Annotated in this window: 20 protein-coding genes; 8 read left to right on the top strand and 12 right to left on the bottom strand. The window is 64.5% G+C overall.

The genetic code is table 11. The features are described from left to right. Positions 1–356 precede the first annotated feature (356 nt). The gene (locus F757_RS0124825) at positions 357–581 is read left to right on the top strand and encodes a hypothetical protein (protein ID WP_027213742.1); all 225 of its coding nucleotides are present in this window, start codon (positions 357–359) and stop codon (positions 579–581) included. A 78-nt stretch (positions 582–659) separates the two neighbouring features. On the opposite strand, the gene hfq is transcribed toward F757_RS0124825, so the two are convergent. After that, positions 660–1,136 carry an RNA chaperone Hfq gene (gene hfq / locus F757_RS0124820; RefSeq protein WP_027213741.1) on the bottom strand — a complete coding sequence of 159 codons (477 nt, stop codon included), beginning with the start codon at positions 1,134–1,136 and terminating at the stop codon, positions 660–662. Between the two features lie 319 nt (positions 1,137–1,455). On the opposite strand from hfq, the gene F757_RS36290 reads away from it, so the two are divergent. The 5 genes from F757_RS36290 (at position 1,456) to F757_RS0124795 (ending at position 5,209) form a co-directional block, all read left to right on the top strand. Beyond that, positions 1,456–1,608 (top strand): hypothetical protein, encoded by a 153-nt coding sequence (locus F757_RS36290; protein ID WP_198021436.1) that lies wholly within the window; start codon positions 1,456–1,458, stop codon positions 1,606–1,608. 15 nt (positions 1,609–1,623) lie between these two features. Then, on the top strand, positions 1,624–2,199 hold the full coding sequence (locus tag F757_RS0124810) for an RNA polymerase sigma factor (protein ID WP_027213740.1): 576 nt from the start codon (positions 1,624–1,626) through the stop codon (positions 2,197–2,199). Next, positions 2,196–3,065, top strand: a complete 870-nt coding sequence (locus tag F757_RS0124805) for an anti-sigma factor family protein (RefSeq protein WP_027213739.1) — start codon at positions 2,196–2,198, stop codon at positions 3,063–3,065. The genes F757_RS0124810 and F757_RS0124805 overlap by 4 nt, the downstream gene beginning before the upstream one ends. Positions 3,066–3,116: 51 nt before the next feature. Further along, positions 3,117–4,694 (top strand): FAD-binding oxidoreductase, encoded by a 1,578-nt coding sequence (locus F757_RS0124800; protein ID WP_027213738.1) that lies wholly within the window; start codon positions 3,117–3,119, stop codon positions 4,692–4,694. 116 nt (positions 4,695–4,810) lie between these two features. Further along, positions 4,811–5,209: a hypothetical protein gene (locus F757_RS0124795; RefSeq protein WP_027213737.1), complete on the top strand. Its 399-nt coding sequence runs from the start codon at positions 4,811–4,813 to the stop codon at positions 5,207–5,209. Here F757_RS0124795 and F757_RS0124790 read toward each other — a convergent pair whose 3' ends face one another. The 8 genes from F757_RS0124790 to F757_RS0124755 all read right to left on the bottom strand — a co-directional run bounded on the left by F757_RS0124790 (position 5,210) and on the right by F757_RS0124755 (position 17,250). Continuing rightward, positions 5,210–6,193 carry a DUF1571 domain-containing protein gene (locus F757_RS0124790; RefSeq protein ID WP_442856660.1) on the bottom strand — a complete coding sequence of 328 codons (984 nt, stop codon included), beginning with the start codon at positions 6,191–6,193 and terminating at the stop codon, positions 5,210–5,212. 142 nt (positions 6,194–6,335) lie between these two features. Next, positions 6,336–8,150: an AMP-binding protein gene (locus tag F757_RS0124785; protein ID WP_027213735.1), complete on the bottom strand. Its 1,815-nt coding sequence runs from the start codon at positions 8,148–8,150 to the stop codon at positions 6,336–6,338. Between the two features lie 217 nt (positions 8,151–8,367). Beyond that, positions 8,368–9,669 (bottom strand): acetyl-CoA C-acetyltransferase, encoded by a 1,302-nt coding sequence (locus F757_RS0124780; protein WP_027213734.1) that lies wholly within the window; start codon positions 9,667–9,669, stop codon positions 8,368–8,370. A 26-nt stretch (positions 9,670–9,695) separates the two neighbouring features. Continuing rightward, complete coding sequence (locus tag F757_RS0124775) at positions 9,696–10,631, bottom strand: MaoC/PaaZ C-terminal domain-containing protein (RefSeq protein WP_027213733.1); 936 nt, start codon at positions 10,629–10,631, stop codon at positions 9,696–9,698. 2 nt (positions 10,632–10,633) lie between these two features. Then, on the bottom strand, positions 10,634–12,076 hold the full coding sequence (locus F757_RS0124770) for a 3-oxoacyl-ACP reductase (protein ID WP_027213732.1): 1,443 nt from the start codon (positions 12,074–12,076) through the stop codon (positions 10,634–10,636). 118 nt (positions 12,077–12,194) lie between these two features. After that, the gene (locus F757_RS0124765) at positions 12,195–14,693 is read right to left on the bottom strand and encodes an acyl-CoA dehydrogenase (protein WP_027213731.1); all 2,499 of its coding nucleotides are present in this window, start codon (positions 14,691–14,693) and stop codon (positions 12,195–12,197) included. Positions 14,694–14,758: 65 nt separating this feature from the next. Continuing rightward, the gene (locus F757_RS0124760) at positions 14,759–15,643 is read right to left on the bottom strand and encodes a TetR/AcrR family transcriptional regulator (protein WP_027213730.1); all 885 of its coding nucleotides are present in this window, start codon (positions 15,641–15,643) and stop codon (positions 14,759–14,761) included. A gap of 371 nt (positions 15,644–16,014) precedes the next feature. Next, the gene (locus tag F757_RS0124755; protein WP_027213729.1) at positions 16,015–17,250 is read right to left on the bottom strand and encodes an MFS transporter; all 1,236 of its coding nucleotides are present in this window, start codon (positions 17,248–17,250) and stop codon (positions 16,015–16,017) included. 394 nt (positions 17,251–17,644) lie between these two features. On the opposite strand from F757_RS0124755, the gene F757_RS0124750 reads away from it, so the two are divergent. Beyond that, entirely contained in the window at positions 17,645–18,829 is a 1,185-nt protein-coding gene (locus F757_RS0124750; protein ID WP_027213728.1) for a hybrid sensor histidine kinase/response regulator, read from the top strand. Between the two features lie 97 nt (positions 18,830–18,926). Here the strand turns inward: F757_RS0124750 and F757_RS0124745 are convergent, their stop codons facing one another. The 3 genes from F757_RS0124745 to F757_RS0124735 form a co-directional block, all read right to left on the bottom strand. After that, positions 18,927–19,931, bottom strand: a complete 1,005-nt coding sequence (locus F757_RS0124745; RefSeq protein WP_027213727.1) for an aliphatic sulfonate ABC transporter substrate-binding protein — start codon at positions 19,929–19,931, stop codon at positions 18,927–18,929. Positions 19,932–20,252: 321 nt separating this feature from the next. Beyond that, positions 20,253–22,439 (bottom strand): ATP-binding response regulator, encoded by a 2,187-nt coding sequence (locus tag F757_RS0124740; protein ID WP_027213726.1) that lies wholly within the window; start codon positions 22,437–22,439, stop codon positions 20,253–20,255. A 28-nt stretch (positions 22,440–22,467) separates the two neighbouring features. After that, the gene (locus F757_RS0124735) at positions 22,468–23,682 is read right to left on the bottom strand and encodes a hypothetical protein (protein ID WP_027213725.1); all 1,215 of its coding nucleotides are present in this window, start codon (positions 23,680–23,682) and stop codon (positions 22,468–22,470) included. A gap of 292 nt (positions 23,683–23,974) precedes the next feature. On the opposite strand from F757_RS0124735, the gene F757_RS0124730 reads away from it, so the two are divergent. Further along, positions 23,975–24,568: a cytochrome b/b6 domain-containing protein gene (locus tag F757_RS0124730; RefSeq protein WP_027213724.1), complete on the top strand. Its 594-nt coding sequence runs from the start codon at positions 23,975–23,977 to the stop codon at positions 24,566–24,568. Position 24,569 lies beyond the last annotated feature (1 nt).

Below are 24,569 nucleotides of genomic sequence, written 5' to 3'. Positions count from 1 at the left end.
CCCAAGCCCGCCCCAAACCCAAGCCCGCCCCAAACCCAAACCCAAACCCGCCCCGACGCGCAGGTCGCAGCGAAAGCCGCACTCCGTGCGCCATCCGCCGCACAACATCCGCCATCCGCCGCACAACACCCGCCGCACAACCATTGACTCGCGCCAAAACTTGAAACGCCGGCTCACCGGCTCGTTTTCCGTGTGTCGCGGCAATGCGGCGCCGAATACAACAATCGCAGGCGGTCGCGAGGAGCCGGTCCGTCAGGCCGCCAGCGACGCATCTGCAACGTCCGGCTTGTGGAGGGGCGCGAAATCAATCGACAAACGACAATCGACAATCGACAAACGACAAGGCAGCGAACACCATGGACAGGAAGCCCGTACGCGCGAAGCGCTTCAACGCTTCACACGTGGTGGAAGCAGAGCTGGACCATCTGGATTGGGCAACGAGGCAGCCGGCGCAACGGATGCTCGACGCCGGCTACTGGCGGCGCCGGCTGTTGGCGGTGAAGTGCAGGTTCGAGCTGTCGGACCAGCAGGTGGCGAGAGTAGAGAAAATCTTGCAGCGGCTGGACCATGCCCAGGAGTGAGGCGGCGGGAGAGGCGGAAGCAGTGAGCGGAAAGCAGTGAGCGCAGCCGCAGCCGCCGCTCACCGTCTACGAGTGTGCCTACTCCTGGCCGCCGTTGCCGCCATGATTGCCGTGGTTGCCGCCGTCGCCACCCGTGCCGAACAGGCGCCGCCGGCGCGTGACCACCACCGGCGCATCCGACCCGCCGCTGCGCTCGGACGATGACCGCTCCGACGGCGCACCGTACGATTCGCGCGGCTCGCGTGGTTCACGCGGTTCCCGATGCTCGCGTGGTTCACGCGAACCGTGCGGCCCGCGCGTGGTGTGCTCGCCATGCGACGGCCGCCCGGCGCGCGGCGCCGGACGGGTTCCGGTGTCGAGCTGGATCGTCGAGATGGCGCGCTTGTAGATGCCCTGCAAGCCGACGGGCGTGCGCAGCATCACCAGATATTGGTCGAACGACTCGATGCACCCCGTCAGGCGGATGCCGTTGACGAGATAGATCTCAACGCGCTTTCGTTCTTTGCGCGCAGCGTTCATGAAGTCGTTTTGCGGATGCGATTCTGCGGAAGCCATGGACAATTCAGGTTAGAAAGACGGTGGTTCGCCGCGATTCTACCCTGTGTGGGGGCAGAACGCCTCGGCGGGCGAACTGCGTCCACTATAACGGCTTGCGCGGACATAAGCACCTGGTAACTATTGACTGTAACGTTGAGTTACCAAATCAGCCGATCATAGGCCGGCTTGTTCCGCCAGAGCGGCTGCTTGCCGGCGCCAATGGCGGAAAAAGCGGGCAGTGCGCGCAGCCCCGGAATAAAGCACCGGGCTGCCGCGTTAAGAGAGGCAAGGCGTTCACATCGCCGAGCCCACAACTTCGGCCCATCTGGAGACTCACATGAAATCGACCCGCATACCCGCCATGCTCCTCATGCTGTTCACGCTCGCATTGAGCTCGCTCGCCACCAGCGCATGCACGTCCGCGACCGACGGCGGCGCCTCCAGCACCAGCGGCTCGAGCGGCGGCAGCGGCAGCGCCGGCGGTTACTGAGCGTTTGCGCGCCGGGTGAGCTTCGAAGCCGAAGTCATCTCGTGGCTCCCGCAACTGCGCCGCTACGCGCGCGCGCTAACGGGTGACCGCGCCTGGGCCGACGACCTCGTGCAGGATACGGCGGAGCGTGCGCTTGCACGCTGGGCGGCGTTCAGGCCGAACAGCAACCTGCGCGCGTGGCTGCTCACGATCCTGCGGCATCTTTATATCGATCAGTTGCGCGGCCGCCGCGAAATTGCCATCGACGAAGAGAGCGCCCCCTGGCGCAATCTCGAAGCCCCGCAAGGCGAGGTGGACGGCCTCGTGCTGCGCGATCTGCAACGCGCGCTGTATGGTCTGCCGCTCGAGCAGCGCGAGGTGCTGCTGCTCGTCTGTGTGGAGGAACTGACGTATCAGGAAGCGTCGAAGGCGCTCGGCGTGCCGGTGGGTACGGTGATGTCGCGTCTGTCGCGCGGCCGCGAGCATCTGCGTGTGCTGCTGGAGGCGCCGTCAACCGGGCTCACGACCGACCCCACCACTGAGCCCGCAACCGGCGCCGCGCAAGGGCCGGCGCGCAAGCCGCCGTTGAAAGTAGTGAGAAATCCGCGATGAATCACGACCACGATGCCAGCATGCCCGACGGGGTGGACCTGCGAGCGCTGTCGGCGTTCGTCGACGGCGAGCTCGCGCCTGCCGAGCGCGAGCGCATCGCCGCGTTGCTCGCGCAACGTCCGCAAGCGGCCGCGCGCGTGAGCGCGTGGCGCGCGCAAAAGGCGGCGCTGCGCGCGTTGTGCGGCGCGCCGCTGCACGACGGTACGCGCCACGATCTGTCGAACCACGCGGAACTGCCGGGCGATCGGGCATCCACTGCCGCCGACGACCCGGCTGTCATCGTGCTGCGTCCGCGCACGCCCTGGTGGCGTCGCGCGGGGCTTGCGGCCTGCTGGCTTGCCGTAGGTGCCGGGCTCGCGCTCGCGCTCGGCCCGCTCGCGCCGCGTCTGACGGGCGGTGCGTGGAATGGCCTCGGCGCGCGGGCGCCGGCTTTCGCCGAACGCGCCGACATCGCGTATGCGGTCTACACGCCCGAGCAGCGTCATCCAGTGGAAGTCGCGGCGAGCGAGGAGGAGCATCTGATCAACTGGCTATCGAAGCGCCTGAACCGGCCGCTTTCGGTGCCGTCGCTGCAGGAGTACGGTTATACGCTCGTGGGCGGCCGGCTTCTGCCGGGCGAGGCCGGACCCGCCGCGCAGTTCATGTACGAGAACCGCAGCGGCGCGCGCCTCACGCTGTACGTAAGCGGCACGGCGCGCGACGAAACCGCGTTCCGCCTGCTGCGCGACGGCAACCGGCGCACCTTCTACTGGATCAGCGACGGCATGGGCTACGCGTTGTCGGGGCCAATTGCGGAAGGCAAGCTGCGCTCGATTGCCGTCGACGTATGCAGCGCGCTCGGCGGCAAGCCGGAAGCGTGGCAATAGCAGCGCGCAGCGCCCCATCGTGCCGCGCACACCGCCGCAAAGGAAGAGCCCTTGAGCCGCAATCTGCCGTCGAAACTTTCCGCCACGCAGTTCGATGCCGCGCTCACCGCGTGGCGCGCCATTGTCGGCGAGCAGCATGTGGTGAGCTCGGCGGCGGCACTTTCGGCCTATCGCGATCCGTTCGCGCCCGGCGAGCCCGAGGCGTTCGCTGCGAGCGCCGCGCTGCTGCCGTCGTCTGTCGACGAGATTCGCGCGGTGCTGCGCGTCGCCAATCAATATCGCATTCCTTTGTGGACCGTTTCGACCGGGCGCAACTTTGCTTACGGGGGTGCCGCGCCGCGTCTTACCGGTTCGGTGGTGCTCGATCTGCAACGGCTGAACCGCATTATCGAGGTCAACGAGACGCTCGCGTATGCGCTCGTCGAGCCGGGCGTGAGCTACTTCGATCTGCATGCGTATCTGCGCGAGCACGGCTACCGGCTGTGGGTCGATCCGCCGGCGGCGGGTTGGGGCAGCGTGGTCGGCAACACGCTCGAACGTGGTTTCGGCTATACCGCGTACGGCGATCATGCGGCCACGCAATGCGGGATGGAAGTGGTACTCGCCAATGGCGACGTGCTGCGCACTGGCATGGGCGCCATCGACACGAGCACCGCCTGGCAGCTTTACCAGCCCGGCTACGGGCCGTCGTTCGACGCGATGTTCATGCAGTCGAACTACGGCGTGGTCACGAAGCTCGGCGTGTGGCTGATGCCGGCGCCGCCCGCGTATCTGCTCGGCGAAATCCAGTTTCGCCGTGAGACGGACCTGGAGGCCATTGTCGACATATTGCGGCCGTTGCGGCTCGACGAAACAATCCGCAATCACGCGGTGATCGAAGGCGGCGTGCGCCGCGCAGCCGGATTGTCGGCGCGCGCGCAATGGTATGACGGCCCCGGCGCGATGCCGGAGAGCGCGGTGAGTGCGATGCTCGACAAGCTGAACGTTGGCCGCTGGAACCTGCATTTCGCGCTGTACGGCACGCCCGAGCTGATCGACGCGCGCTATGCAATCGTGCAGCGCGCGTTTGCGCGCGTGCCTGACGCACGCATCTACGCAAAGCGTTATTCGGGCGATGCCGAGCCGAGCGGGGGCGGCGACCGCAACCTCGCCGGCATCCCGGCGATGAGCGCGTTTCGCATGCTCGACTGGCGCGGCGGCGCGGGCGCGCACGTGGACTTTGCGCCGATATGTCCCGCGACGGGGCGCGATGCGCTGCGTCAATACTTCATGGTCAAGGCGCGCGCTGCCGAATACGGCTTCGACTACTACGGCGGGTTTACGGCGGGCGTGCGTCATCTGCATCACATTTTTGCGGCGATCTTCGACCGTGACGATGCGGCTCAGGTCGAGGCGGCCGGCGCCTTGCTGCGTTCGCTGATGAGCGACGCGCGCGCGGCCGGCTACGGCCAGTATCGCGCGCATCTCGCGTATATGGATTTTGCGGCCGCGCAGTACAGTTTCAACGAAGGCGCCTTGCTGCGGTTCTCGGAAACGATCAAGGACGCGCTCGACCCGAACGGCATTCTCGCGCCGGGCAAGCAGGGCATCTGGCCGGCGCCGTGGCGCGACCGGCGCGGCTATACGTGATGGAGCGTGAGCGGAGTGTGAGGGGCAGCGCATAGCATCGCACGAAACTTGCACCACGAACTTACCGCAAGAACTTACCGCAAGAACTTACGCAAGAACCCACCCGAAGGACCAGCATGGACCGGCGCACTTTCATGATGACGGGTGCATGGCTTTCCACCACCGCAGGCTGCGCGTGGCCGTGGCTGGCGCCTGCCGCGGCGCGCGGCGACACCTTCGCGATTGCCGACTCGACCCTCGCCGCGAGCGCCGCGTTTTCCCGCTACGCCGCGGCGTTGAACCTGCGCACCTTCGAAACCGGCGACGACATCGGTCTGCTCTGGCACGCCACGCTGCTTCCGCTGCTGCACGCCTCGGCCGATGCAGGTTCTGCGCCCTGGCTCATAGGCGTGACGCGCGCGTCCGACTACTTCGTGTTGAAAGAGCTTGCCACCCGCGCGACGCATCGGCTGGAACATAGCCATGAACAGGCAGCGCGGTCCGCTCACGTGAGTTTCGTGCTCGCGCCGCGCTAGCTAGAACTTGTAGGCCTTGTTTTTCGGGTCGAACGTCGAGTCGTCGAACGTTTTGGGCGTGATGGTCTCGAAGACGATCTTCTCGAAGATGCGGCCGTCGTTGTCATAAGACTCGACGGTGCGGAAATACGGATGCCGCAAATCGAGCCCCAACGTTTCCTTCTTCGCATAGAACTGTGGCTGGCCCGTGGGCGTCTCGAAGGTGAAGGCGACCACACGCACGCCGTCGATGGTCTTCACGTCGATCTGCATGGAACGCGGCAAGCCGGCCTCGATATATTTTTTGCCCTCGGCAAGATACTGCTGCGCGATGTATTCGGTGCCCAGGTCGCGCACCTGGTGGTTGGATTGCGAGCGGGCGAGGGCGCCGTTCAACGAGGTCCATAGCGGCATGACGTTCATGATGCCGCCCAGGTGACCGTACATTTCGTCGGTGCGCCTGGACTCGTCGTAGATGATCTCCTGACCGGCGTGCGCGCCGTCGGGCAGCCATTTTGCGTAGATGCGCAGCGGATCGTGCGCGACGCGCACCAGCATGTGATCGGGCTTGTCCGGCCACTTGCCGCCAATGCGCTCCGAGCGCGACATGGTGAACTCATACGACGCGTAGCCGTTCGGGCCCTCCTTGATGTAGCGCGGCAACGCGAGCGGATCGAGCGACTTGAAGAGCGCGACCAGTTGCGCGTCGTCGAGCGCTTCGAGCGCACCGCTTTGCTGCGCGGCGCGCAGCCATTTGACCTGCTGATCGAGCGTCAGCTTGCCGACCTGCGAAGCCGGGGTGGCGGGGGCCTTGACCGCGCTCGCCGTTTCGAGCGGCGGCGGCTTGTCGTCGTTTTGCGCGAAGACGGGCGAAGTGCCGAGGCCGAGCGCCGCGCAGACGATCAGCGCGGCACGGGGCAAGGCGCGAGGCCGCACCGCGTGCAGCCTGAACGCGCGAAGCTGCCTGCGCAACGCATGCTCAGCGGCTTTCGCTTTGCACCGCATCGGCGAGAACAGGCAGGGGCACAAGCGCAAGCATAAGTGCATGCACAAGCTGCGCAAGCGTAGGCCGGGCCGTGCCAACAGGCAATGCGTCATCGAACTCTCCCGAAAGGTGGCGCAAGTTTCCACACGAGCGCCTTGCCTGTCAGGCAGACTTTTGCTTCGCGAGTTCCTCGTCACGAAGCGCACGGCGCAGAATCTTGCCGACGTTGGTTTGCGGCAACTCGTCGCGAAACTCGACCGCCTTCGGCACCTTATAGCCCGTCAGATTCTTGCGGCAATGGGCGATCACCTGTTCGGCCGTCAGCGACGGGTTGCGCTTCACGACGAACACCTTCACGCGCTCGCCCTGGGCGTCGTCGGGCACGCCGATTGCCGCCACTTCGCGCACGTCGGGGTGCGCCGCGATCACGTCTTCGATCTCGTTCGGATACACGTTGAAGCCCGACACCAGAATCATGTCCTTCTTCCGGTCGATGAGGCGAATGAAGCCGCGCGAATCCATCACGCCGATGTCGCCAGTCGCGAGCCAGCCTTCGTCGTCGATAGCCTTCGCGGTTTCTTCAGGACGGTTCCAGTAGCCCTTCATCACCTGCGGCCCCTTCACGCACAGTTCACCCGGCTCGCCGATGTCCGCCCAACTGCCGTCGTCCTTGCGAAAGCGCACTTGCGTGGAGGGCGCGGGCAGGCCAATCGAGCCTTCGAAGTCGCGCAGGTTAGAAATATCGACCGGATTCATCGAGACGATCGGCGAGCATTCGGTCAGGCCGTAGCCTTCGATAATCGGCTTGCCTGTCACCGCCTTGAAGCGCTCGGCCACCGAGCGCTGCGTCGCCATGCCGCCCGCCATCGCGAGCTTCAGGTCGGAGAAATCGCGCTTGCAGAACTCCTCGTTCTCGAGAAACGCGTTGTAGAGCGTATTGACGGCCGTCATGCCGGTGAACTTCTCATGGCGGATGATCATCATCACGCGCTTCATGTCGCGCGGATTCGCAATCAGGATGTTGCGCCCGCCGAGTCCCATGAAGATCAGCGCGTTCACCGTGAGCGAATAGATGTGATAGAGCGGCAACGGCGTAAGCACCGTCTCGACTTCGCCGCTCAGTTGCCCTTCGGCCCACGCCTTCGCCTGCAGCAGATTCGCGATGATGTTGCGGTGCGTGAGCATCGCGCCCTTGGCGACGCCGGTCGTACCGCCGGTGTACTGAAGAAACGCAATGTCGTGATGCGTCAGCCGCACCGGCGTGAGCGGCCGCGCATAACCGACGGCGAGCGCCTTGACCAGCGGCACTGCATGCGGAATATGGTAGGCGGGCACCATTTTCTTCACATGGCGCAGCATGAAATTGAGCAGACGCCCCTTCGCATTTAAACCGTCGGCGAGCAGGTCGCCCAGTCCCGTCACGATCACGTTCTGCACCCTGGTGCCGGGCAGCGCATCCTGCACCGTCTTCGCAAAGTTTTCGAACACGATGATGGTTTGCGCGCCACTGTCCTTCAACTGATGCGCAAGCTCGCGCACCGTGTAGAGCGGATTGACGTTCACCACCACGGCGCCCGCTTTCAATACGCCGAAGAGCGACACCGGATATTGGAACGTATTCGGCAGCATGATCGCGACGCGCTCGCCGGGCTTTACGCCGATGCTCTGCAAATACGCGGCGAACGCGGTCGCCTTGCGGCCCAGTTCCGCATACGTCATGCTCGCGCCGACGCTCACATACGCTACGCGCTCGCGAAACTGCGCGATACATTCGTCGAAAAAATGAACGATCGACTCGTATTGGCCAACGTCGATTTCATGCGGCACGCCTGCGGGATACGACGCATACCAGATGCCGTCGGTGTTCGGCGCGCGCTGTGCGGGCTGCGCCGGTTGGGCATGCGGCGCGAGCTGCGCGCGCCCGCCTGCCTGGTCCGCAGCGGCGGGCGAGGTCGAGGCTTGAGTGGGCTCGGTCATCGGTCGTCTCCTGAAGCCGGGGCTTCATATGTTGTTTCTGTGTGTACCAGGTCTCTATGCTCGTTGTGCTGTCCGGTGCTCCCGGATGTTCTTGGATGCCGTCGGGTGCTCCTGCGGCCCTCGAGGCCGCTCGCGGTTTTGCGCTCATGCGCGCCGGCGATTGCTTGCCGGTGCCTCTATGCATGTCTTGCCGCGAGCGGCATTCACCCGCCGGCCATCAGCGCTCAAGAATCGCCACCACCCCCTGGCCGCCCGCCGCGCAAATCGAAATCAGGCCGCGCGCGCTGCCCGCCGGTTTATCGAGTTGCGCGAGCATCTTCGCGATGCCAGCGACGATACGCCCGCCTGTCGCTGCGAACGGATGACCCGTCGCGAGCGAGCCGCCGTTCACATTGAGCCGGCTGCGGTCTATCGCGCCGGGCGGCTCTGCCAGGCCCAACTGCGTGCGACAGTATTCGTCATCCTGCCATGCCGCGAGCGTGCACAACACCTGCGCCGCGAACGCTTCGTGAATCTCGTAGAAATCGAAGTCCTGCAAGCTCAGTCCCGCTCGCGCGAGCATGCGCGGCACCGCGTAGACGGGCGCCATCAGCAGACCTTCTTTCTTGTCGAAAAAGTCGACTGCGGCCGTTTCCGACCAGCTCAGATATGCGAGCACCGGCAGCCCGCGGCGCGCGGCCCATTCTTCGCTCGCGAGCAGCACGGCGGACGCGCCGTCGGTAAGCGGCGTCGAATTGCCGGCGGTCAGCGTGCCGGCGTCGCGGTCGAAGGCGGGCTTCAGCGAAGCGAGCTTTTCGAGCGTCAGGTCCTCGCGCAGGTTGTTGTCGCGCGTGAGGCCGCGATACGGCGTCATCAGGTCGTTGACGAAACCGCGCTCATACGCGTCGGCGAGCCTGCGGTGGCTCTCGTAAGCAAGCACGTCCTGCGCTTCGCGCGAGATGTTCCAGCGCTTGGCCATCAATTCGCAATGCTCGCCCATCGAAAGGCCCGTGCGCGGCTCGCCGTTGCGCGGCAACAGCGGCTTGAACAGCATGCCGGGCCGCAGCTTCGCGAGTGCGCCGACGCGCTCGCCGGTGCTCCTGCCGCGATTCGCCTCGAGCAAGATCTTGCGCAGGTTTTCGTTCACGCCGATTGGCGCATCCGATGTCGTATCCACACCGCCCGCGATGCCTACGTCGATCTGTCCCAACGCAATCTTGTTGGCGACGAGTATCGTCGTCTCGAGCCCGGTGCCGCAGGCCTGTTGAACATCGTACGCGGGTGTTTCCTTCGCCAGTGTGGTGGACAGCACGGATTCGCGCGTGAGATTGAAGTCGCGCGAATGCTTGATGACCGCGCCCGCCGCGACTTCGCCGAGGCGCTCGCCATGCAGAGCGTAGCGGTCGATCAGCCCTTGCAGCGTGGAGGTCAGCATGTCCTGATTCGACGCGGTCGCATAGGCCGTGTTCGAGCGCGCAAACGGAATGCGGTTGCCGCCGATAATCGCGACGCGGCGCACTGCGGGCAGCGGGTGAGGCATGCGTGGCTCCGTGATGTTGTCTTCGTTCATTGCAGCCTCCATTGCATGCGGCCGCGCAAATGCGGTTTTTCTCCGGCGATGTCGCGCACTTCGATGTCGCGTTCTATCAGCGAAGACGCCGCGCTCCATAGCGACGCTTCGCCGGGCAGCGGCATCGGCAGCTTGAATTCGGCGCTGAGCGTGGCCTCGGCAAGCGGCTTGGGCGGTTGCAACGACGAGGCGGCGCGCGCGAGCGTCCACATGCCGTGCGCGATTGCGCGCGGAAAGCCGAACGCCTTGGCGGACAGCGCGCTCAGATGAATCGGGTTGTAGTCGCCGGACACGCTCGCATAGTCGCGGCCGAGTTGCGGCGCGAGTTGCCAGCGTGCGATGCGTTGCAGCACGGCGCTATCGACTGCAAGCGGATCTAGCTGGGCGCCGCTTGCCGGCACGCCGCGCTTCAGGTAGACGCTGTCGCCGTCCCACACGGCTTCGCCGCGCCGGTAGATGCGTGTGTGCAGCAGGAACGCCTGGCCCTTGTCATGGCGCAGCAGTGCGCCGAACTCCACTTCCACGCGCAGCAGGTCCTGGTAGGCGAGCGGCCGGCGCAGCCGCACGTGATTGGCCAGATGCAGCAAACCGACCGCAGGCCACGGAAACGCCGGGTCGGTCAGCATCAGCAGATGCAACGGAAACGCGAGCAGATGCGGATACGTAAGGGGCACGCCGTGCTCTGGAATGAAGCCGCATACGCGTGCATAGCGCCACGCCGGCCCCGGTTCGAGCGCGACGGCGGGGCGCACCAGCCGCAGCGCGGGCAAGTGTGCGGGACGTCCGCGCTTGACGATGCCGGACAATGCGCGCGCATAGAGCCGCGCGGGCGTGGGCAAGGTTTCCACCACCACTGTCTTTGGCCGCACCGTTTCGTGCCGCACGAGCTGGGACGCACGATTGCCGCCGAACGGATCTCCCGGTTCTTCCATGCTCAGGCTCCGATCAGACTCTGTCCGCACACGCGCACCACCTGGCCGCTGATGCCGGCCGACCCCGGATGCGCGAGCCACGCGATGGTCTGCGCGACGTCCACCGGCTGCCCGCCCTGGCTGAGGGAATTCATGCGGCGGCCCGCTTCCCGAAGGGCAAAAGGCATTTTCGCGGTCATCTGCGTTTCGATGAAGCCCGGCGCGACCGCGTTGATGGTGATGCCGCGTGCGCGCAGCACTGGCGCCATGCTTTGCACGCGGCCGATCACGCCGGCTTTGGAGGTTGCGTAGTTGGTCTGGCCGAGATTGCCCGCGATGCCGCTGATCGACGACACGCCGATAATGCGTCCGCCGTCGCGCAGAATGCCGGCTGCGAGCAGCGCTTCGTCAATCCGCTCCTGGGCCGACAGGTTGATGTCGATCACGCTTTGCCAGGCGGCGGCCGTCATCTTCGCGATGGTCTTGTCTTTGGTGATGCCGGCGTTGTGCACGATGATGTCCACGCCCTGGTCGTCGAGCGCGGCCGCGATCTGCGCGGGCGCTTCGGGCGCTGCGATGTCGAAAGCGAGCGGGGTGCCGTTCAGCTGACGCATAGTGGCTTCCAGCGCATCGCGCACCGCAGGAATGTCGAGGCCGATCACCTGCGCGCCCTGCGCGGCGAGCACGCTTGCAATCGCCGCGCCGATGCCGCGTGCCGCGCCCGTCACCAGCGCGCGCCGGTTGGTGAGCGGCGCATGCCAGTCGAAGGGCGCTGAGCCGCCGTTGTTCGCGGGAGCGTCCGGCATGCCAGCGCCAAGACCGTCGGCGGAAATCTGCACGACCTGACCCGACACATAGGCCGAGCGCGGCGACAGGAAAAAGCGCAGCGTGGCCTCCAGTCGCTCCTCGGCACCGGCGCTCACATACACGAGATTGGCGGTGATGCCGCGCCTTGCTTCCTTGCCGAGCGAGCGCGTGAGCCCCTCGAGCGCGCGCTGTGCAGTCCACTGCCGTGGGTTCGCGCACTCTTGCGGCGGCCGCCCCAGCACCACGATGCGCCCGCACTTGCCGAGCGAGCGCAGCGTGTCGTGGAAGAACGCATGCAGCGGTTCCATCTGGCTGCTGTCTTCGATACCGCTCGCGTCGAAGATCAACGCGGCAAGACGAGCGGCCGAGCCGGCGTCCGCGGGTTCGAAGCGCCCCGTCATCAGCCCGTGTCGGTGCGCGAGCGGCATCCATAAGCCGGCGCTTTCGTGCGCGACACTGGTCACGCCGATGCTCGCCACCAACTGCGCGAGCGCTTCCAGCAAATGTGGCTCGCGCGCCGCGCCGATCGCGATCAGCCCGCCGAACTCCGGCTTGTCTGCGCGATAGCGGCGCAGCACCTCGGGTTTTGGCAGACCCAGCGAACGCGCGAGGCGCGCGCCGAACGGCGAATTGACGAAGTTCAGGTAAGAGTCGTTCATAGAGTCGATTGCTCAGCCGGGCACGCCCGCATGTTCGCCAGTGTGCACCGGGCGGCACCCACCGGCGTGCTCTGCAGCAAGCTTTTTTTCCGATGCAGGCGGATGACGGGCAGTTCTGTTACAGCGCCGCTTCCAGCGTCGTTTCAAGCGCCTCCTTGCGGCGTTGCAGGTTGGCGAGCAGGTCGAAGTCGGCAGGGAAATCGTCGACCTTCACGACCTCGGCCGCATAGCGTGCGTAATCGTCGAGCACGCGCCGCTCGTCGGCATCGATCAGACCTTGTTGCAGCGCGGCGTCGGCCCATGCGGACAGTTGCACGACGCTTTGCGGCATCGGCTCGATACGCCGCGCTTTCACGGCTTCCCTGAGCTTCTGTTCGATCTGTGTGAAGCGCGGGTTCAACTCGAACACGAGTTCGCCGTAGCCGATTGCGTCGACGTCGGGATGCGGCACGTACGAGTCCGACACCAGCCGGTCGCGCGCGGCGCCGGGTGTCTGCATCAGCTCGGCAATCTCGCTGCTCAGGCGGTCGGACGGTTCGCGGTGCGGCAAGCCGAACGGAAAGGCGAGCAGACGCACGAGACCCGCGGCGAAGCGGTTCGGATAGTTCGCGAGCACGCCGTCGAGCGCGTGTTGCGCGCGGTACAGCGAGTCTTCGACGCCCCAGCGCACGAGCGGCAGATCGTCGGGCTGGCGGCCTTCGTCCTCGAAACGCTTGAGCGTGGCGGAGATCAGATAGAGCTGCGACAGCACGTCGCCAAGGCGCGCGGAAATGCGTTCGCGCCGTTTCAGATCGCCGCCGAGCACGAACATGGAGACGTCCGCGAGCAGCGCGAACACCGTGGCCATGCGCGTGGCGGCGCGATAGTACGCGTGAAGCGGCGCATGCGCGCTGCGCACGCGCGCGATGAAGGCGCCGCCGGTGATGCCGTACACGAAGCTGCGGACCACGTTGGACAGCGTGAAGGACAGGTGGCCGAAGAAGGCGTCGTCGAAATCGCGCAGGGCCTGCGCGCGGTCTGCTTCGCGCGTCGCGCTCATTTCCTTCAGGACATACGGATGGCAACGGATCGCGCCCTGGCCAAAGATGATCAGACAGCGCGTGAGAATGTTGGCGCCTTCCACGGTGATCGCAATGGGCACCTGCTGATAGGCGCGCGCGAGAAAGTTCGACGGCCCCATGCAGATGCCCTTGCCGGCGGCCACGTCCATCGCGTCGTTGATCACCATGCGGGCGCGCTCGGTAATGTGATACTTGGCAATGGCCGAGATCACCGAGGGTTTTTCGCCGAGATCCACCGCATGCGCCGACAGTCGGCGCGCCGCGTCCATTACATACAGGTTGCCGCCCATGCGGCCGAGCGCTTCCTGCACGCCCTCGAACTTGCCGATGGCCGTGCGGAACTGCCGGCGCACGGCGGCATACGCGCCCGTGCCGCGCACGGCGAGCTTCGCCATGCCGACATTCGACGACGGCAGCGAGATCGCGCGGCCCGCGGCGAGACACTCCATCAGCATGCGCCAGCCGTTGCCCACTTGCGCGCGTCCGCCGATCACCCAGTCGAGCGGAATGAACACGTCCTTGCCCGAGTTCGGGCCGTTCTGGAACACTGCGTTCAGCGGCCAGTGACGCCGGCCGATGTTGACGCCGGGATGATCGGTTGGAATCAGTGCGCAGGTAATGCCGGGTTCGTCGTTCGAGCCGAGCAGGTGGTCCGGGTCGAGCGCTCGAAAAGCGAGGCCGAGCACGGTCGCAACCGGTCCAAGCGTGATGTAGCGCTTGTCCCACGTGACCCGGAAGCCGAGTGTCTCGCGGCCTTCGAACATGCCCTTGCAGACGATGCCGACGTCCGGAATCGCGGCGGCGTCCGAACCGGCGTACGGGCTCGTCAACGCAAAGCAGGGGATTTCCTCGCCGCGTGCAAGCCGCGGCAGATAGTGGTTTTTCTGTTCGTCGGTGCCGTAGTGCATGAGCAGCTCGGCGGGGCCGAGCGAATTGGGCACCATGACGGAAACGGCGGCGGCCGAGCAGCGCGTGGCGAGCTTCATGATGACCTGCGAATGCGCGTAAGCGGAGAACTGCTTGCCGCCGTACTGCTTCGGAATAATCATGCCGAGAAAGCCGCGTTCCTTGACGAACTGCCATGCCTGCGGTGAGAGGTCCTGCCACACCGTGGTGGTTTCCCAGTCGTTCGCGAGATCGCACAACTGCTCGCATTCGTTGTCGAGGAACGACTGCTCTTCGGCGCTCAGGGTCGCGGGGCCGTAGCCGAGCAGCGTGTCCCAATGCGGGCGGCCGGAAAAGAGTTGTGCGTCCCACCAGACCGTGCCGGCTTCGATCGCGTCGCGCTCGGTGGGCGACATCTCCGGCAGGATCTTGCGGAAGATGTCGAGCACCGGCCTCGTGAGCCATGCGCGCCGCAACGGCTTCACGGCGAGTACGAGCGCAGGTAGCACCAGCACGACAGCGAGCAGTGCGCTTGCCGCCACACCGGCCGCTGCGCTCAGACGCACCGCCGCGACCCACACGACCATGAAGGCGAGCCACGCAAGCGCGCGCGCCTGGAAGTACGTGAGCGCAAGCGCACCCACGGCAAGCAGCAGGACAAACCACGACATGACGTTTCCTCCCAGTTTCGATGCTGCGTGCGAACGCATCCACGCTGCGTGGACGGCTCGCGTTTTTATTGATGTTGTGCGAGCGGGGTCGTGTCGGCTTGCCCCAACGATGCATTCGCTGCGCGAGCCGATGAAGCGGGTCCGCGCGGCTCGCCGTGCGCTGCATCGGCGGCATGGCCCGCGAGAGGACACGCGTTGTCCGGGTTACTGCCAAAGCTTGCGTTCGCCTCTGCACACGCGTCCTTGTCCGTCGCGTCGCCGAGCACCGCCGCGAACATCGCCAGTTGCGACGCATCGGGCAACGGCGCCTTGAGCGCGGCGACCATGAGCGAGGCGAGGCGCGCGATCAGTTGCAGGTCGTTCATCGTCTTGCCCTGCGAGAACTCTGCAATGAGGCTCTCGGTGTCGGCGCCCGCGAGCACACCCGAGAGCGCGCCGATCGCAAAGTGCAGGCGCCAGCCCAGCTCCTCGCGTGGCAGATGCGGCAGCGCCCGCTGGAACGCGTCGAAAAAACGCACGGCGACCGACGCATAGTGCGCGTTCAGAAAGTCGCGTATGAACGCGGAGGGGTCTGTGTACGCACGGCCCAGCAAGCGCAGGAACGCCTTGCCGCCCACGCGCGGATCGCGCGAAAGCCGCAGTGCGGGAATAAACATCGCGCCGAGCACGTGCTCGCAGGTCAGCCGCTCGCCGAGCATCCTGTCGAAGCGCTCGAGCAGCTTCACGCGCTCTTCGTTGAGGCGGTCCAGCCGGCGCGAGAGCATCGAGTGAATCAGCGATTCCTTGCTGCCGAAGTGATAGTTGACCGCCGCCAGATTGACTTCCGCGCGCGAAGTGATCTGCCGCAGCGACATGGCCTCGTACCCGCAATCGATGAAGAGCGTCTCAGCTGCGTCGAGGATGCGTGACTTCGTATCGCCGGTGTGCCGGCTCGTTGTGCGACCTGCCATGTTGCGTCTCCTGATTGCCGGGCGTGCGGCCTGCGAACAGGCGATTCAAATGTGAATTTGAAACAGCCGTTTTTTTGAGGATAAGAAGGATGGTGAAGCTGAGCAAGGTCTGTTGTCGATTAACTCCTCTAGAAGACTTGAAGCTCTGCGCGCACGGTCCGGTATGCAGCAACCGCGCGCGAAAACAAAAAGGCCGTTCCGACGGATCGGAACGGCCTCGTATGAATGATGCCTGGTTTGGCCCTGCGCTCATGCGCTTGTATAAGTCGGCATGGTCATCATGCCGTGGCGGTTCTGGCCGCCTTTGCGTCTATTGTGCCCGAGAACCGCGCGGCGAAATAGCCGTTTGTTTCAAACCTCTGAGGCTGACCTTACACCGGGTGGCTTTGCACATGGTCGCCGACGTGCGCGGCCGACTGCGTCATGTCGATGCCGCGCCGCTCCCGGCTAAACGGAATCAGCGCGCAGATCACGAGCGCGACGATGCCGATCACGACCGCCATGACGAGCGCATAGTTGTTGCCGTGCGCTTCGGCCGCGGTTGCCTGCAGCGGCCCATTCACCGACGCGATCAGATTGCCCAACTGATACACGAGACCTGGAAACGTGGCGCGAATTTCGTCGGGCGAGATCTCGTTCAGATGGACAGGAATCACGCCCCATGCGCCTTGCACAGAGATCTGCATCAGGAACGCGCCCACCGCGAGCAGTACCGGCGTGCTCGAAAAAGCCCAGAGCGGCAGTACCGGCAACGCAATCAGCGCGGCAATGAAGATGGCGCGCTTGCGTCCGATGTTCTCCGACAACATGCCGAAAAAGAGCCCGCCGCAGATCGCGCCGACGTTCAGCGTGATCGTGATGAGCGACACCGTATGCGCGTCGAACTGATGCTGCACGCGCAGGAAAGTCGGGTACAGGTCCTGCGATCCGTGCGAGAAGAAGTTGAAGGCGGTCATCAGCACGATCGCGTAGAGCGACAGCTTGACGTTCTGCTTCAAGGTCGCGACGAGGCCGGGGCGCGCCTGCTTCTCAAGTGTCCTGAAGGCCGGCGACTCCGGCACGTGCGCTCGGATGTACAGCACGAGCAGCGCGGGCAGCACGCCGACAAAGAACATGCCGCGCCAGCCGATGTATTGATAGAACACGCCGAACACCACCGAGGCGAGCAGGTAGCCGCTCGGATACCCGGCTTGCAGCAGGCCGGAGACTATGCCGCGCGACTTCGGCGGCACGGTCTCCATGGTCAGGGCGCCGCCCACGCCCCATTCGCCGCCCATCGCAATGCCGAAGAGCGCGCGTAGCACGAGTAGCGTGGCGAGGTTCGGCGAAAAGCCCGAGAGCAGTTCAAGCAGCGAGAAGCACGCGATGTTGACCATCAGCGTGGGCCGGCGGCCATAGCGGTCCGCAAGCCAGCCGAAAATCAACGCGCCGAGCGGGCGCATCATTAGCGTCAGCATGATGCCGAATGCGACTTCGGGGATTTTCGTATTGAATTCGGCCGCAATATCTTTCAATACGAACACCATTAAAAAGAAATCGAATGCGTCGAGTGTCCAGCCGAGATAGGCGGCAATCGTGACGTTTCTCTGTTCCCGTGTCCAGCTCATGTGTCTGTTCTCCTCGTATCCACCGGCCTGCAATCGGCCGCGTGCGGTGCAAAGTGCCGGTAAGCCCGTGTGGCGGGTGTTTCGAGCGCGAGTGTACGCCCACCTTCTGGCCGCTGCAGGCATCGGCGCAACGCGATCGGTGTTTATCCCTGGAGCAATTAGCGTGCTGAATGCCCGGCTAAAGCAGAATGTCGGTGTAATGTAATGGTTGTATTGACGCTGTTTGCCAAGGCGTTTGCAAAATGTAATAAAAATGCATTGCCTCGATCCGTCATCCGGGCAAAATGACCTGGCGCTTTTGCGTGGTCGAGCCGACTTTTCCGCTTTGCCGCGGCGCAACGGTAGAATGCAATCGACCCCTGTCGGCATTCGCCATGGATGAGCCCGAAACGCGATGAGCGAAACCCCACAAGCTGCAACGCAAGCCACTCTGCAAGCGCCGTTCGCCGTTCTCTTCGTCGACGACGATGAAATGTCGCGCAACCACTTCGCGCGCGCGGTGCGCGACGATTACCGCGTGCATCTGGCGCGCGACGCCGACGAAGCCATCGCGCTATTGCAGGAGTTGGGGCCCGAAATCGCCGTGCTCGTCACCGACTTTCGCATGCCGGGCCGCGACGGTGGCCATCTGCTGCGCGAGGTCGCGAACCTGTATCCGCAGATCGTGCGCATCCTCGTGACCGCATATGCCGACAAGGACATGCTGCTGCAAACCTTCAATACGGCCGACCTGTTCCGCATACTCGAAAAGCCGCTGCGCGCGGACTCGGTGCGCGATGTGCTGCGCCAGGCGGTGGCGCGCTATGCCGAGCGTGAAACGCGCCAGCAGCGGCTGCTCGCAATGGACGAAACCCTCGCGTTCCTCGCTCACGAACTCAATACGCCGCTTGCCGCGATCTCGCTCTTCGCACGCTCGGTTGAAAACGACGTCGCACAGGACTACGATCCGCAGCGTCAGCGGGACATTGGTCTCGCGGCCACCTCCATGCTGAATAACGCGCAGTACTGCCTGACGCTGATCTCGTCGTTCTGGGCAACGGTGCACAAGAGCGGCGGCCAGCAGTCGGCGCCGGGAAGCGGGGCGCGCGAAGTGAAGGCGACGCGTCTCATTGCGACGTTGCTCGATTCTTATCCGTTTGCCGGCGCGCAGCGCGACTGCGTAGAGGTCCAAGCGCACGGCGATTTCGTCGTTCACGCCATGCCCAATTGCGTCGCGCTGGTGCTTTCTTCGCTGATCTCGAATGCGTTGCGGGCGCTCGAAGGCTGCCGGGCGCCTTCGCTGCGCATTGAAGTGACGGACGAGCCGGAGCCCGCCATTCGCCTGCTGGACAACGGCCCGGGTATCGAGCCGGAGGTCCGGGCGCGCCTGCTGCTCGACCCGGTGACGACGCACGCGGGCCGTGGCGGCCACGGCATGGGCATGATCTTTTGCAACCGCATCATGCAGTCGTTCGGCGGCGGCCTCGGCATCGAATCGACGCCTGGAGAGGGCACCGCCGTCACGATGCGCTTTCCCGCGCGAAGAGGCCGCTTGCAGGACGACGCCGGCGAACCGGCGCCGGATAGCCACGCCGCCTGAGCGGGGCACAGCCGGCGGCTTCCGCTTAATGCTCGCGCACGGTGCTGTCTTCCTATGTTGGTTGCGCGCGTTGACCCCGTATGCGCATTAGCGTTGGCTAGTCGCCGATAAGCCTGGCCTGCTTCGACGCGTAGTCCCAGTACTGCGCCTGCCTGGTTTCGATGCGCGCGGGCAATAGGCCGTTCTTGAAGAACGCGTCGGCGATGACCTGCTGCTCGTTAAAGTGCTGGGCGGCCACCGCCCGTACCTGATAGCTGCGGCGTGCGTTGGCCCGTTGGATCGTCGATGCGTCGAGTCCCCACACAGGCGCGAGCGTCCTGGCCGCTTCGTCTGGATGCGCGCGCAACCATTCCCCCGCCTGCTTCAACTGATCGAACACGATCTGCACAACCTCGGGGTGCGCCGACGCGAACGTGCGCGACGCGAGATAGTAGCGCTGATAGGAAGCGAGGCCGTTGCCGTCCGCGAGTATCCGTACGTCCGGGTTCCTGTCGACGGACGCCACATACGGGTCCCATGTGACCCATGCATCGACGCTGTCGCGCTCGAAAGCCGCGCGGCCATCGGCGGGCGCGAGGTAACTCGTTCTGACATCGCTTGCCGCGATGCCTGCCTTGCCGAGCGCTGCGAGCAGCAGATAGTGGCTGCCCGCCGCTTTCGTAACCGCGATGCGTTTGCCCTTGAGATCGGCGAGCGAGTGCAACGCACTGTCCTTCTTGACGATGATTGCCTGCGCGCCCGGCGACGGCGCTTCTTGCGCGACATAGACGAAGCGCGCCTGCGCGGCTTGCGCAAAGATCGGCACCGTATCGGCGACGTCGGCGCTGAAGTCGACAGCATCGACGTTCAACGCTTCCGTCAAGGGCAGGCCGCTCGTGAACTCGTTCCACGACACCCGCACGTTCAGCGGCGCAAGCGCTTTTTCGAGCGTGCCGCGTGCCTTTAGCAGCGTGATCAAGGTCGACGACTTCTGATAACCGATGCGCAGAGTCAACGGCGTGATCGTCCGTGCGCTCGTTTGTGTGAAGCTCGGTGCGCTGGCGAGAGTCAACATGGTGGCCAGTGCGATGCGGGCGAAGGCCCGTCTTGTGAGATATGTCATAGCGGTCCGTGCGTCGCTGAATCGGGCAAGACAATGGATGATCGCACCATCGTAGCAACGGGATCGCCGCTGGCTAAGCGAGTGTTTCTGCTTTGGATCTCACGCTTCAAGATAAGCGCGAACGCGTGAAGAGAGGCCATCGGTCGCTTAACGGGCCGTTGCGGCATGGATACGAAGTCACCACGTCAAACAGGCATTTGTCGAGATATTTTTCGGTGATTAAATGGGGATGAGCCATCGTCATCTATACGTCGGTCTATACGCCTATTCTGTCGCACTACGAACTGATGCGTGCCAAGCGTAATGTCATCGTGATGGCCACTATGCCTGGACTGTCTTTTCAGGCCCCAACGCCGGCCCCGCAGCGTACGGCGCTCCTGCGGAGCCCGCGTTGCCGCCGGCGGCACCGTCGCCTTGCTGCGCGAACTGCCTCGTCAGGCACGCATACAGCGAGCCGACCTGTACCGGCTTGACCAGCACCTCGTTCATGCCTGCGCCCATGCACGCCTGCACCGAACCGAGGTCCGCGTAGCTCGTCAACGCGACGATCGGCACGCTGGCATAGGCATCGCTGCGCGAGCGAATCGCGGCTGCGGTGTCGAGACCTCCCATGCCCGGCATGTTCATGTCCACTACGATCGCGTCGATGGCAAGCCCTTCGTCCAGCCGCTCCAGCACCGCCCGCCCATGTTCGGCTTCGACGACGCTCGCGCCGAAACGCTCAAGGTACGCTTTGGCGACGAGCCTGCTGTAGGTGTCGTCGTCGGCAACGAGAATCGACTTGCCGGAGAAGTCGTTAAAGCGCTGGTTCACAGCTCGCCGGGTGCCGTTCTCGAAGAGCGCCTGCAGTGACGCGAAGAGTTCCATTGAGCTGCAGGACTTGCTGATCATGTCGTCCATGCCGGCGCGCCGCGCGAGCACGCGCGCGACGTTGCCCGGTTCCGACGTATAGGCGGCCACCAGCACGTTCGCGTTCGGATGATCACGCCCGGCGCGCAACCGTTCGGTGGCCGTATAGCCGTCGAGCACGGGCATGTTGACGTCCATCAGCACGAGGTCGTAGGCCGTTGCCTCGCGCAACATCGTCAATGCGATCTCGCCGTTTTCCGCCTCGCTCACGAGGGCGCCTACCCGGGCGAGCGTGCGCTGCGTGCGCGTGCGGTGCGCGGCGTCGTCGTCGGCAAGAAGAATGCGCTTGCCGTCGAGCACGGCCGTCGCGCGCTCGAGCACCGCCTGTTCGTGCGCGGCCAGCTCGCTTTCGGTGACAGGCGGGAACTGGAGTGTGAACTGCGTGAACTTGCCCGGCTCCGATTTGCAGGCGATGCTGCCGCCGAACGCGCGCATGGCGCGCTGACAGTACGCGAGTCCGAGCCCCGTGCCTGCCGAGTTGCCTGCAGTGCGAAACGGCTCGAACAGGTGCGGCAGGATGTCCGGCGCGATGCCGCTGCCCGTGTCGCGCACGGTGACCGAATGCCGGTCCACGGTGAGCGTGAGCGTGGCCGAGGGAAGCGGCGCAATATGATGCAGCGCGTTCTTGATCAAATTGAAGAGCGTGAAGAGGTAGACCGTCTCGTCCACCTTGAAAGTGAAATCTTCCAGCACGACGAGGCGCACCTTGCCGCGTTCCTTTTTATCCGCAAAGCCGTATTCGTCGAGCGCCTTGCGGGTGGCGGCCGCCGCGCTCAGGTAAGCAAGCGAGTCCGAGCGGATCTGTTTCGCGCTGACTTCGTCGAGCGTCATGGCGATCACCCGCAGGCCGCGCTCGATCGACAACTGCCCGTGCGCGAGATGCCGGTACAGCAGCGCCGCGCCTGAGCCGGAGAGCGCGGGGGCGCGGCCCCCTTCGGTGAGAGCGGGCAGTGTTTCTTCGACGCGGTCGAGCACGTGCTTCAACTGGCTGAGCGGGTTGCGCATTTCATGTGCAATGGAGCCGGCGAGCGCCTGCAGCGCACGGTTTTTCTCGACGAAGATGCGCCCTTTACTGATCGCATGGGCAAACGCCATGCTGCATAACACGACGACCGGCAGCACGGCGAGGTCCGACTGATTAGCGGTGCTGAGCACGATGGGAGCAGGCGAGCTGGCCACCGCGGCCAGCGCGCCGGAGAGCATGCCGATGCCGATGCAGCCCATCAGCAGGAAGGGATTGTCGATGCACAACGCCATGATGAAGATCATCATGACTTCGGTCATCATCCACATGGTGGAGAAGGAATTTCTGATTGCGAGGAACGTGCACACGAACGGTAGCACGTAGATCAGGCACACATGCCAGTAGACCAGCAGGTAGGCGTTGAACCGTTTTGGCCAGCGCGCCTGGAAGATCAACGGAATGCAGATCAGCGCCGCGCTCAGACGCAGCGGCAGATTGTCGTAGGGCTGCGGCAGGAGGTAAGTCCAGACGAGGTAATAGACGGGGTGGCATACGAGGCCGAGTACGCCTCCCCATCGGATTGCAAACCGGCTTCGGTCCAGCACGTCCTGCATGCTTTCGCGCGGTATGATCATCTGGCCTCCAGTGACATTGACGACCCGGTTAATTCATATTTGCGGTTACGCCCAGATCGAGGTTGATCGCCGAGCCGTCCTTGCCGTGAAAAGGTCCGACCGAGAATCCGTACTTTTTCAACAGCCCATGAGTATAGGAGACGGACCATACGGGCGGGCTGCCGATAATGAAGTCGGAAGCGATACCTTCCTGCCAGGCGGCATAACCCTCGGCGAAACACGTATAGCAGTCGCGCGTGCTCGGCAGCCGGAACGGAAAGCGCGAATCGAGACCGGCCGGGCCGCGCGCGAAACATTCAATATATAGCGTATGTCCGCGCGACGCGAGTTCCGCCTCCACGCTCGCGGCGCGTGGATGCGAGTCGTCGATCCAGAAGCGCGCCCGTTTCAGATCGGCAGCCGTCAGATAAGGCACGCTGGTGCTGCTCGCGAGAATCGCGCCGTCGAACTGCGGCAAGGGCTTCTCGGGGCTGAAGGTGTGGACCGACACCTTGGTGTGTCCGAGCAGGTCGGCCGCCATCAGCTCGCGGGCCTGATCCGCCAGCAGGTTGACCTTGTCCGGCAGGTCGATCAGCACCAGTTCACGCGGCGTTTCCTTATAGAGCAGGTACTTGGCCACCGTCGTGCCGAGCCGTCCCGCCGCGCCGAAGAGGGCGAGCTTCATGTTGCCGAATTCGAGGTCGAGCTCGTTGCAGCAGTGCATCGCCCAGTCTTTCAGCATCGCCGCGGTCGCCGCGTGGCCCGTCGTGATGTGCGGCGGCCTGGTCTGCCGCGGCAGCGCTCCATAGTTGCAGGCGTATGGCGTGGAGGCGCCCATCGCAACCATGTTCAGGCCTGCCTGCTTCGCCAGTTCCAGCGCGGGGAAAAACTGCGTTTCGCGAAACCGCTTGATGCCGCGCGGGCTGCCGAGCCAAAGCTCCAGCGGCACCGGGCATGCAATGTTCGCGCCGATCATCTGCGAGCCGAGATAGATCGGCGAGGCAATGAAAGGACTGGTGCGCCAGAGCTCTTCCTCGAATGACGCGTTACGGGTCTTGACGTTGTGAAAGGAGAAAGAAAGCGTCTCCCAGTCCGTAGCGTGAAAGAGAAAGCCGATGCCACCCTGGCCCGCGGGCAGATTGTCGCGAATCTGCTCGGGGTGGATCGTGTGTTTGAGCGTCAGCGGCGCACCGGCCGGGCGCAGCATCGAGGTGCTGTGCACGTCGCCGGCAGTCGATGGTTCGTTGTAAAGAGAGGTTCCCATTGTGGTTTTTCCTTTGGTCCTTGAGTTGGCTCGCGCCGGGAGTCGGCGCGGCTTCGCCGGCCGGCATTGGCCGGCGACCCATCAACTCTAGAGAAATCCAATAGTCTTTGTCCGTGTGTTCGTGCGCATCGTCCGCCGATTGGGGGATTGGCGGATTGGCCGGTGGCCCGATCTGCGCGCCTCGCGCCCAGCGCCGAAATAAATTGCCCATGCAATGGAATAGCTGCCTACAACCGCTGTTTACGCCCATGACAGTGCCGATTTTTTTGCAGCTATCCACCACGAGGCCGCCTTGAGTTACACGAAGATTCAACCCGCCTGGGTCCGCATCTCACACTGGATTAATGCGCTCGCCGTCATGCTGATGGTGACGAGCGGCTGGCAGATCTACAACGCGTCGCCGATCTTCGCGGACTGGCGGTTTCCGTCGGCCATCACGCTGGGCGGCTGGCTCGGCGGCGCGTTGCAATGGCACTTCGCGGTCATGTGGCTGCTGGTCGCCAATTTCATTGTCTACGTCGGGCTCAATCTCGCTTCGGGCCGCTTGCGGCAAAAGCTGTTGCCAGTGAGCTTGCGCTCGCTCGCAAGCGACCTGAGCGCCGCGTTGCGCGGCAAGCTCGGCCACGAGGACCTGTCGCGCTACAACGCGGTGCAAAAGTTCGCCTATCTCGTAGTGATCGTGGATATTGCGCTTGTCATTCTGTCCGGACTCGCGATCTGGAAGTCCGTGCAGTTCCCGCTGTTGCGCACGCTGATGGGCGGCTACGACAACGCGCGAGTCGTGCATTTCTCTGCTATGAGCGTGCTGGTCGCGTTCTTCGTCGTGCATGTGGCGATGGTGGCGCTGGTGCCGCGCTCGCTTCTCGTGATGATTCGGGGGCGCTGAT

Origin of the sequence: Burkholderia sp. WSM2232 (assembly GCF_000472545.1) — a bacterium.
GTDB lineage: Bacteria > Pseudomonadota > Gammaproteobacteria > Burkholderiales > Burkholderiaceae > Paraburkholderia.
The sequence above is the reverse complement of the archived record's forward strand: the minus strand, read 5'-3'. Positions and strand labels throughout refer to the sequence as shown.

What these genes read in the sequence shown, in the direction of transcription:
- F757_RS0124825 (WP_027213742.1), top strand. Translation starts at nt 357, where the DNA reads ATGGACAGGAAGCCCGTACGCGCGAAGCGCTTCAACGCTTCACACGTG.
- hfq (WP_027213741.1), bottom strand. Translation starts at nt 1,136, where the DNA reads ATGGCTTCCGCAGAATCGCATCCGCAAAACGACTTCATGAACGCTGCG.
- F757_RS36290 (WP_198021436.1), top strand. Translation starts at nt 1,456, where the DNA reads ATGAAATCGACCCGCATACCCGCCATGCTCCTCATGCTGTTCACGCTC.
- F757_RS0124805 (WP_027213739.1), top strand. Translation starts at nt 2,196, where the DNA reads ATGAATCACGACCACGATGCCAGCATGCCCGACGGGGTGGACCTGCGA.
- F757_RS0124795 (WP_027213737.1), top strand. Translation starts at nt 4,811, where the DNA reads ATGGACCGGCGCACTTTCATGATGACGGGTGCATGGCTTTCCACCACC.
- F757_RS0124790 (WP_442856660.1), bottom strand. Translation starts at nt 6,193, where the DNA reads ATGCGGTGCAAAGCGAAAGCCGCTGAGCATGCGTTGCGCAGGCAGCTT.
- F757_RS0124785 (WP_027213735.1), bottom strand. Translation starts at nt 8,150, where the DNA reads ATGACCGAGCCCACTCAAGCCTCGACCTCGCCCGCCGCTGCGGACCAG.
- F757_RS0124780 (WP_027213734.1), bottom strand. Translation starts at nt 9,669, where the DNA reads ATGCCTCACCCGCTGCCCGCAGTGCGCCGCGTCGCGATTATCGGCGGC.
- F757_RS0124775 (WP_027213733.1), bottom strand. Translation starts at nt 10,631, where the DNA reads ATGGAAGAACCGGGAGATCCGTTCGGCGGCAATCGTGCGTCCCAGCTC.
- F757_RS0124770 (WP_027213732.1), bottom strand. Translation starts at nt 12,076, where the DNA reads ATGAACGACTCTTACCTGAACTTCGTCAATTCGCCGTTCGGCGCGCGC.
- F757_RS0124765 (WP_027213731.1), bottom strand. Translation starts at nt 14,693, where the DNA reads ATGTCGTGGTTTGTCCTGCTGCTTGCCGTGGGTGCGCTTGCGCTCACG.
- F757_RS0124760 (WP_027213730.1), bottom strand. Translation starts at nt 15,643, where the DNA reads ATGGCAGGTCGCACAACGAGCCGGCACACCGGCGATACGAAGTCACGC.
- F757_RS0124755 (WP_027213729.1), bottom strand. Translation starts at nt 17,250, where the DNA reads ATGAGCTGGACACGGGAACAGAGAAACGTCACGATTGCCGCCTATCTC.
- F757_RS0124750 (WP_027213728.1), top strand. Translation starts at nt 17,645, where the DNA reads ATGAGCGAAACCCCACAAGCTGCAACGCAAGCCACTCTGCAAGCGCCG.
- F757_RS0124745 (WP_027213727.1), bottom strand. Translation starts at nt 19,931, where the DNA reads ATGACATATCTCACAAGACGGGCCTTCGCCCGCATCGCACTGGCCACC.
- F757_RS0124740 (WP_027213726.1), bottom strand. Translation starts at nt 22,439, where the DNA reads ATGATCATACCGCGCGAAAGCATGCAGGACGTGCTGGACCGAAGCCGG.
- F757_RS0124735 (WP_027213725.1), bottom strand. Translation starts at nt 23,682, where the DNA reads ATGGGAACCTCTCTTTACAACGAACCATCGACTGCCGGCGACGTGCAC.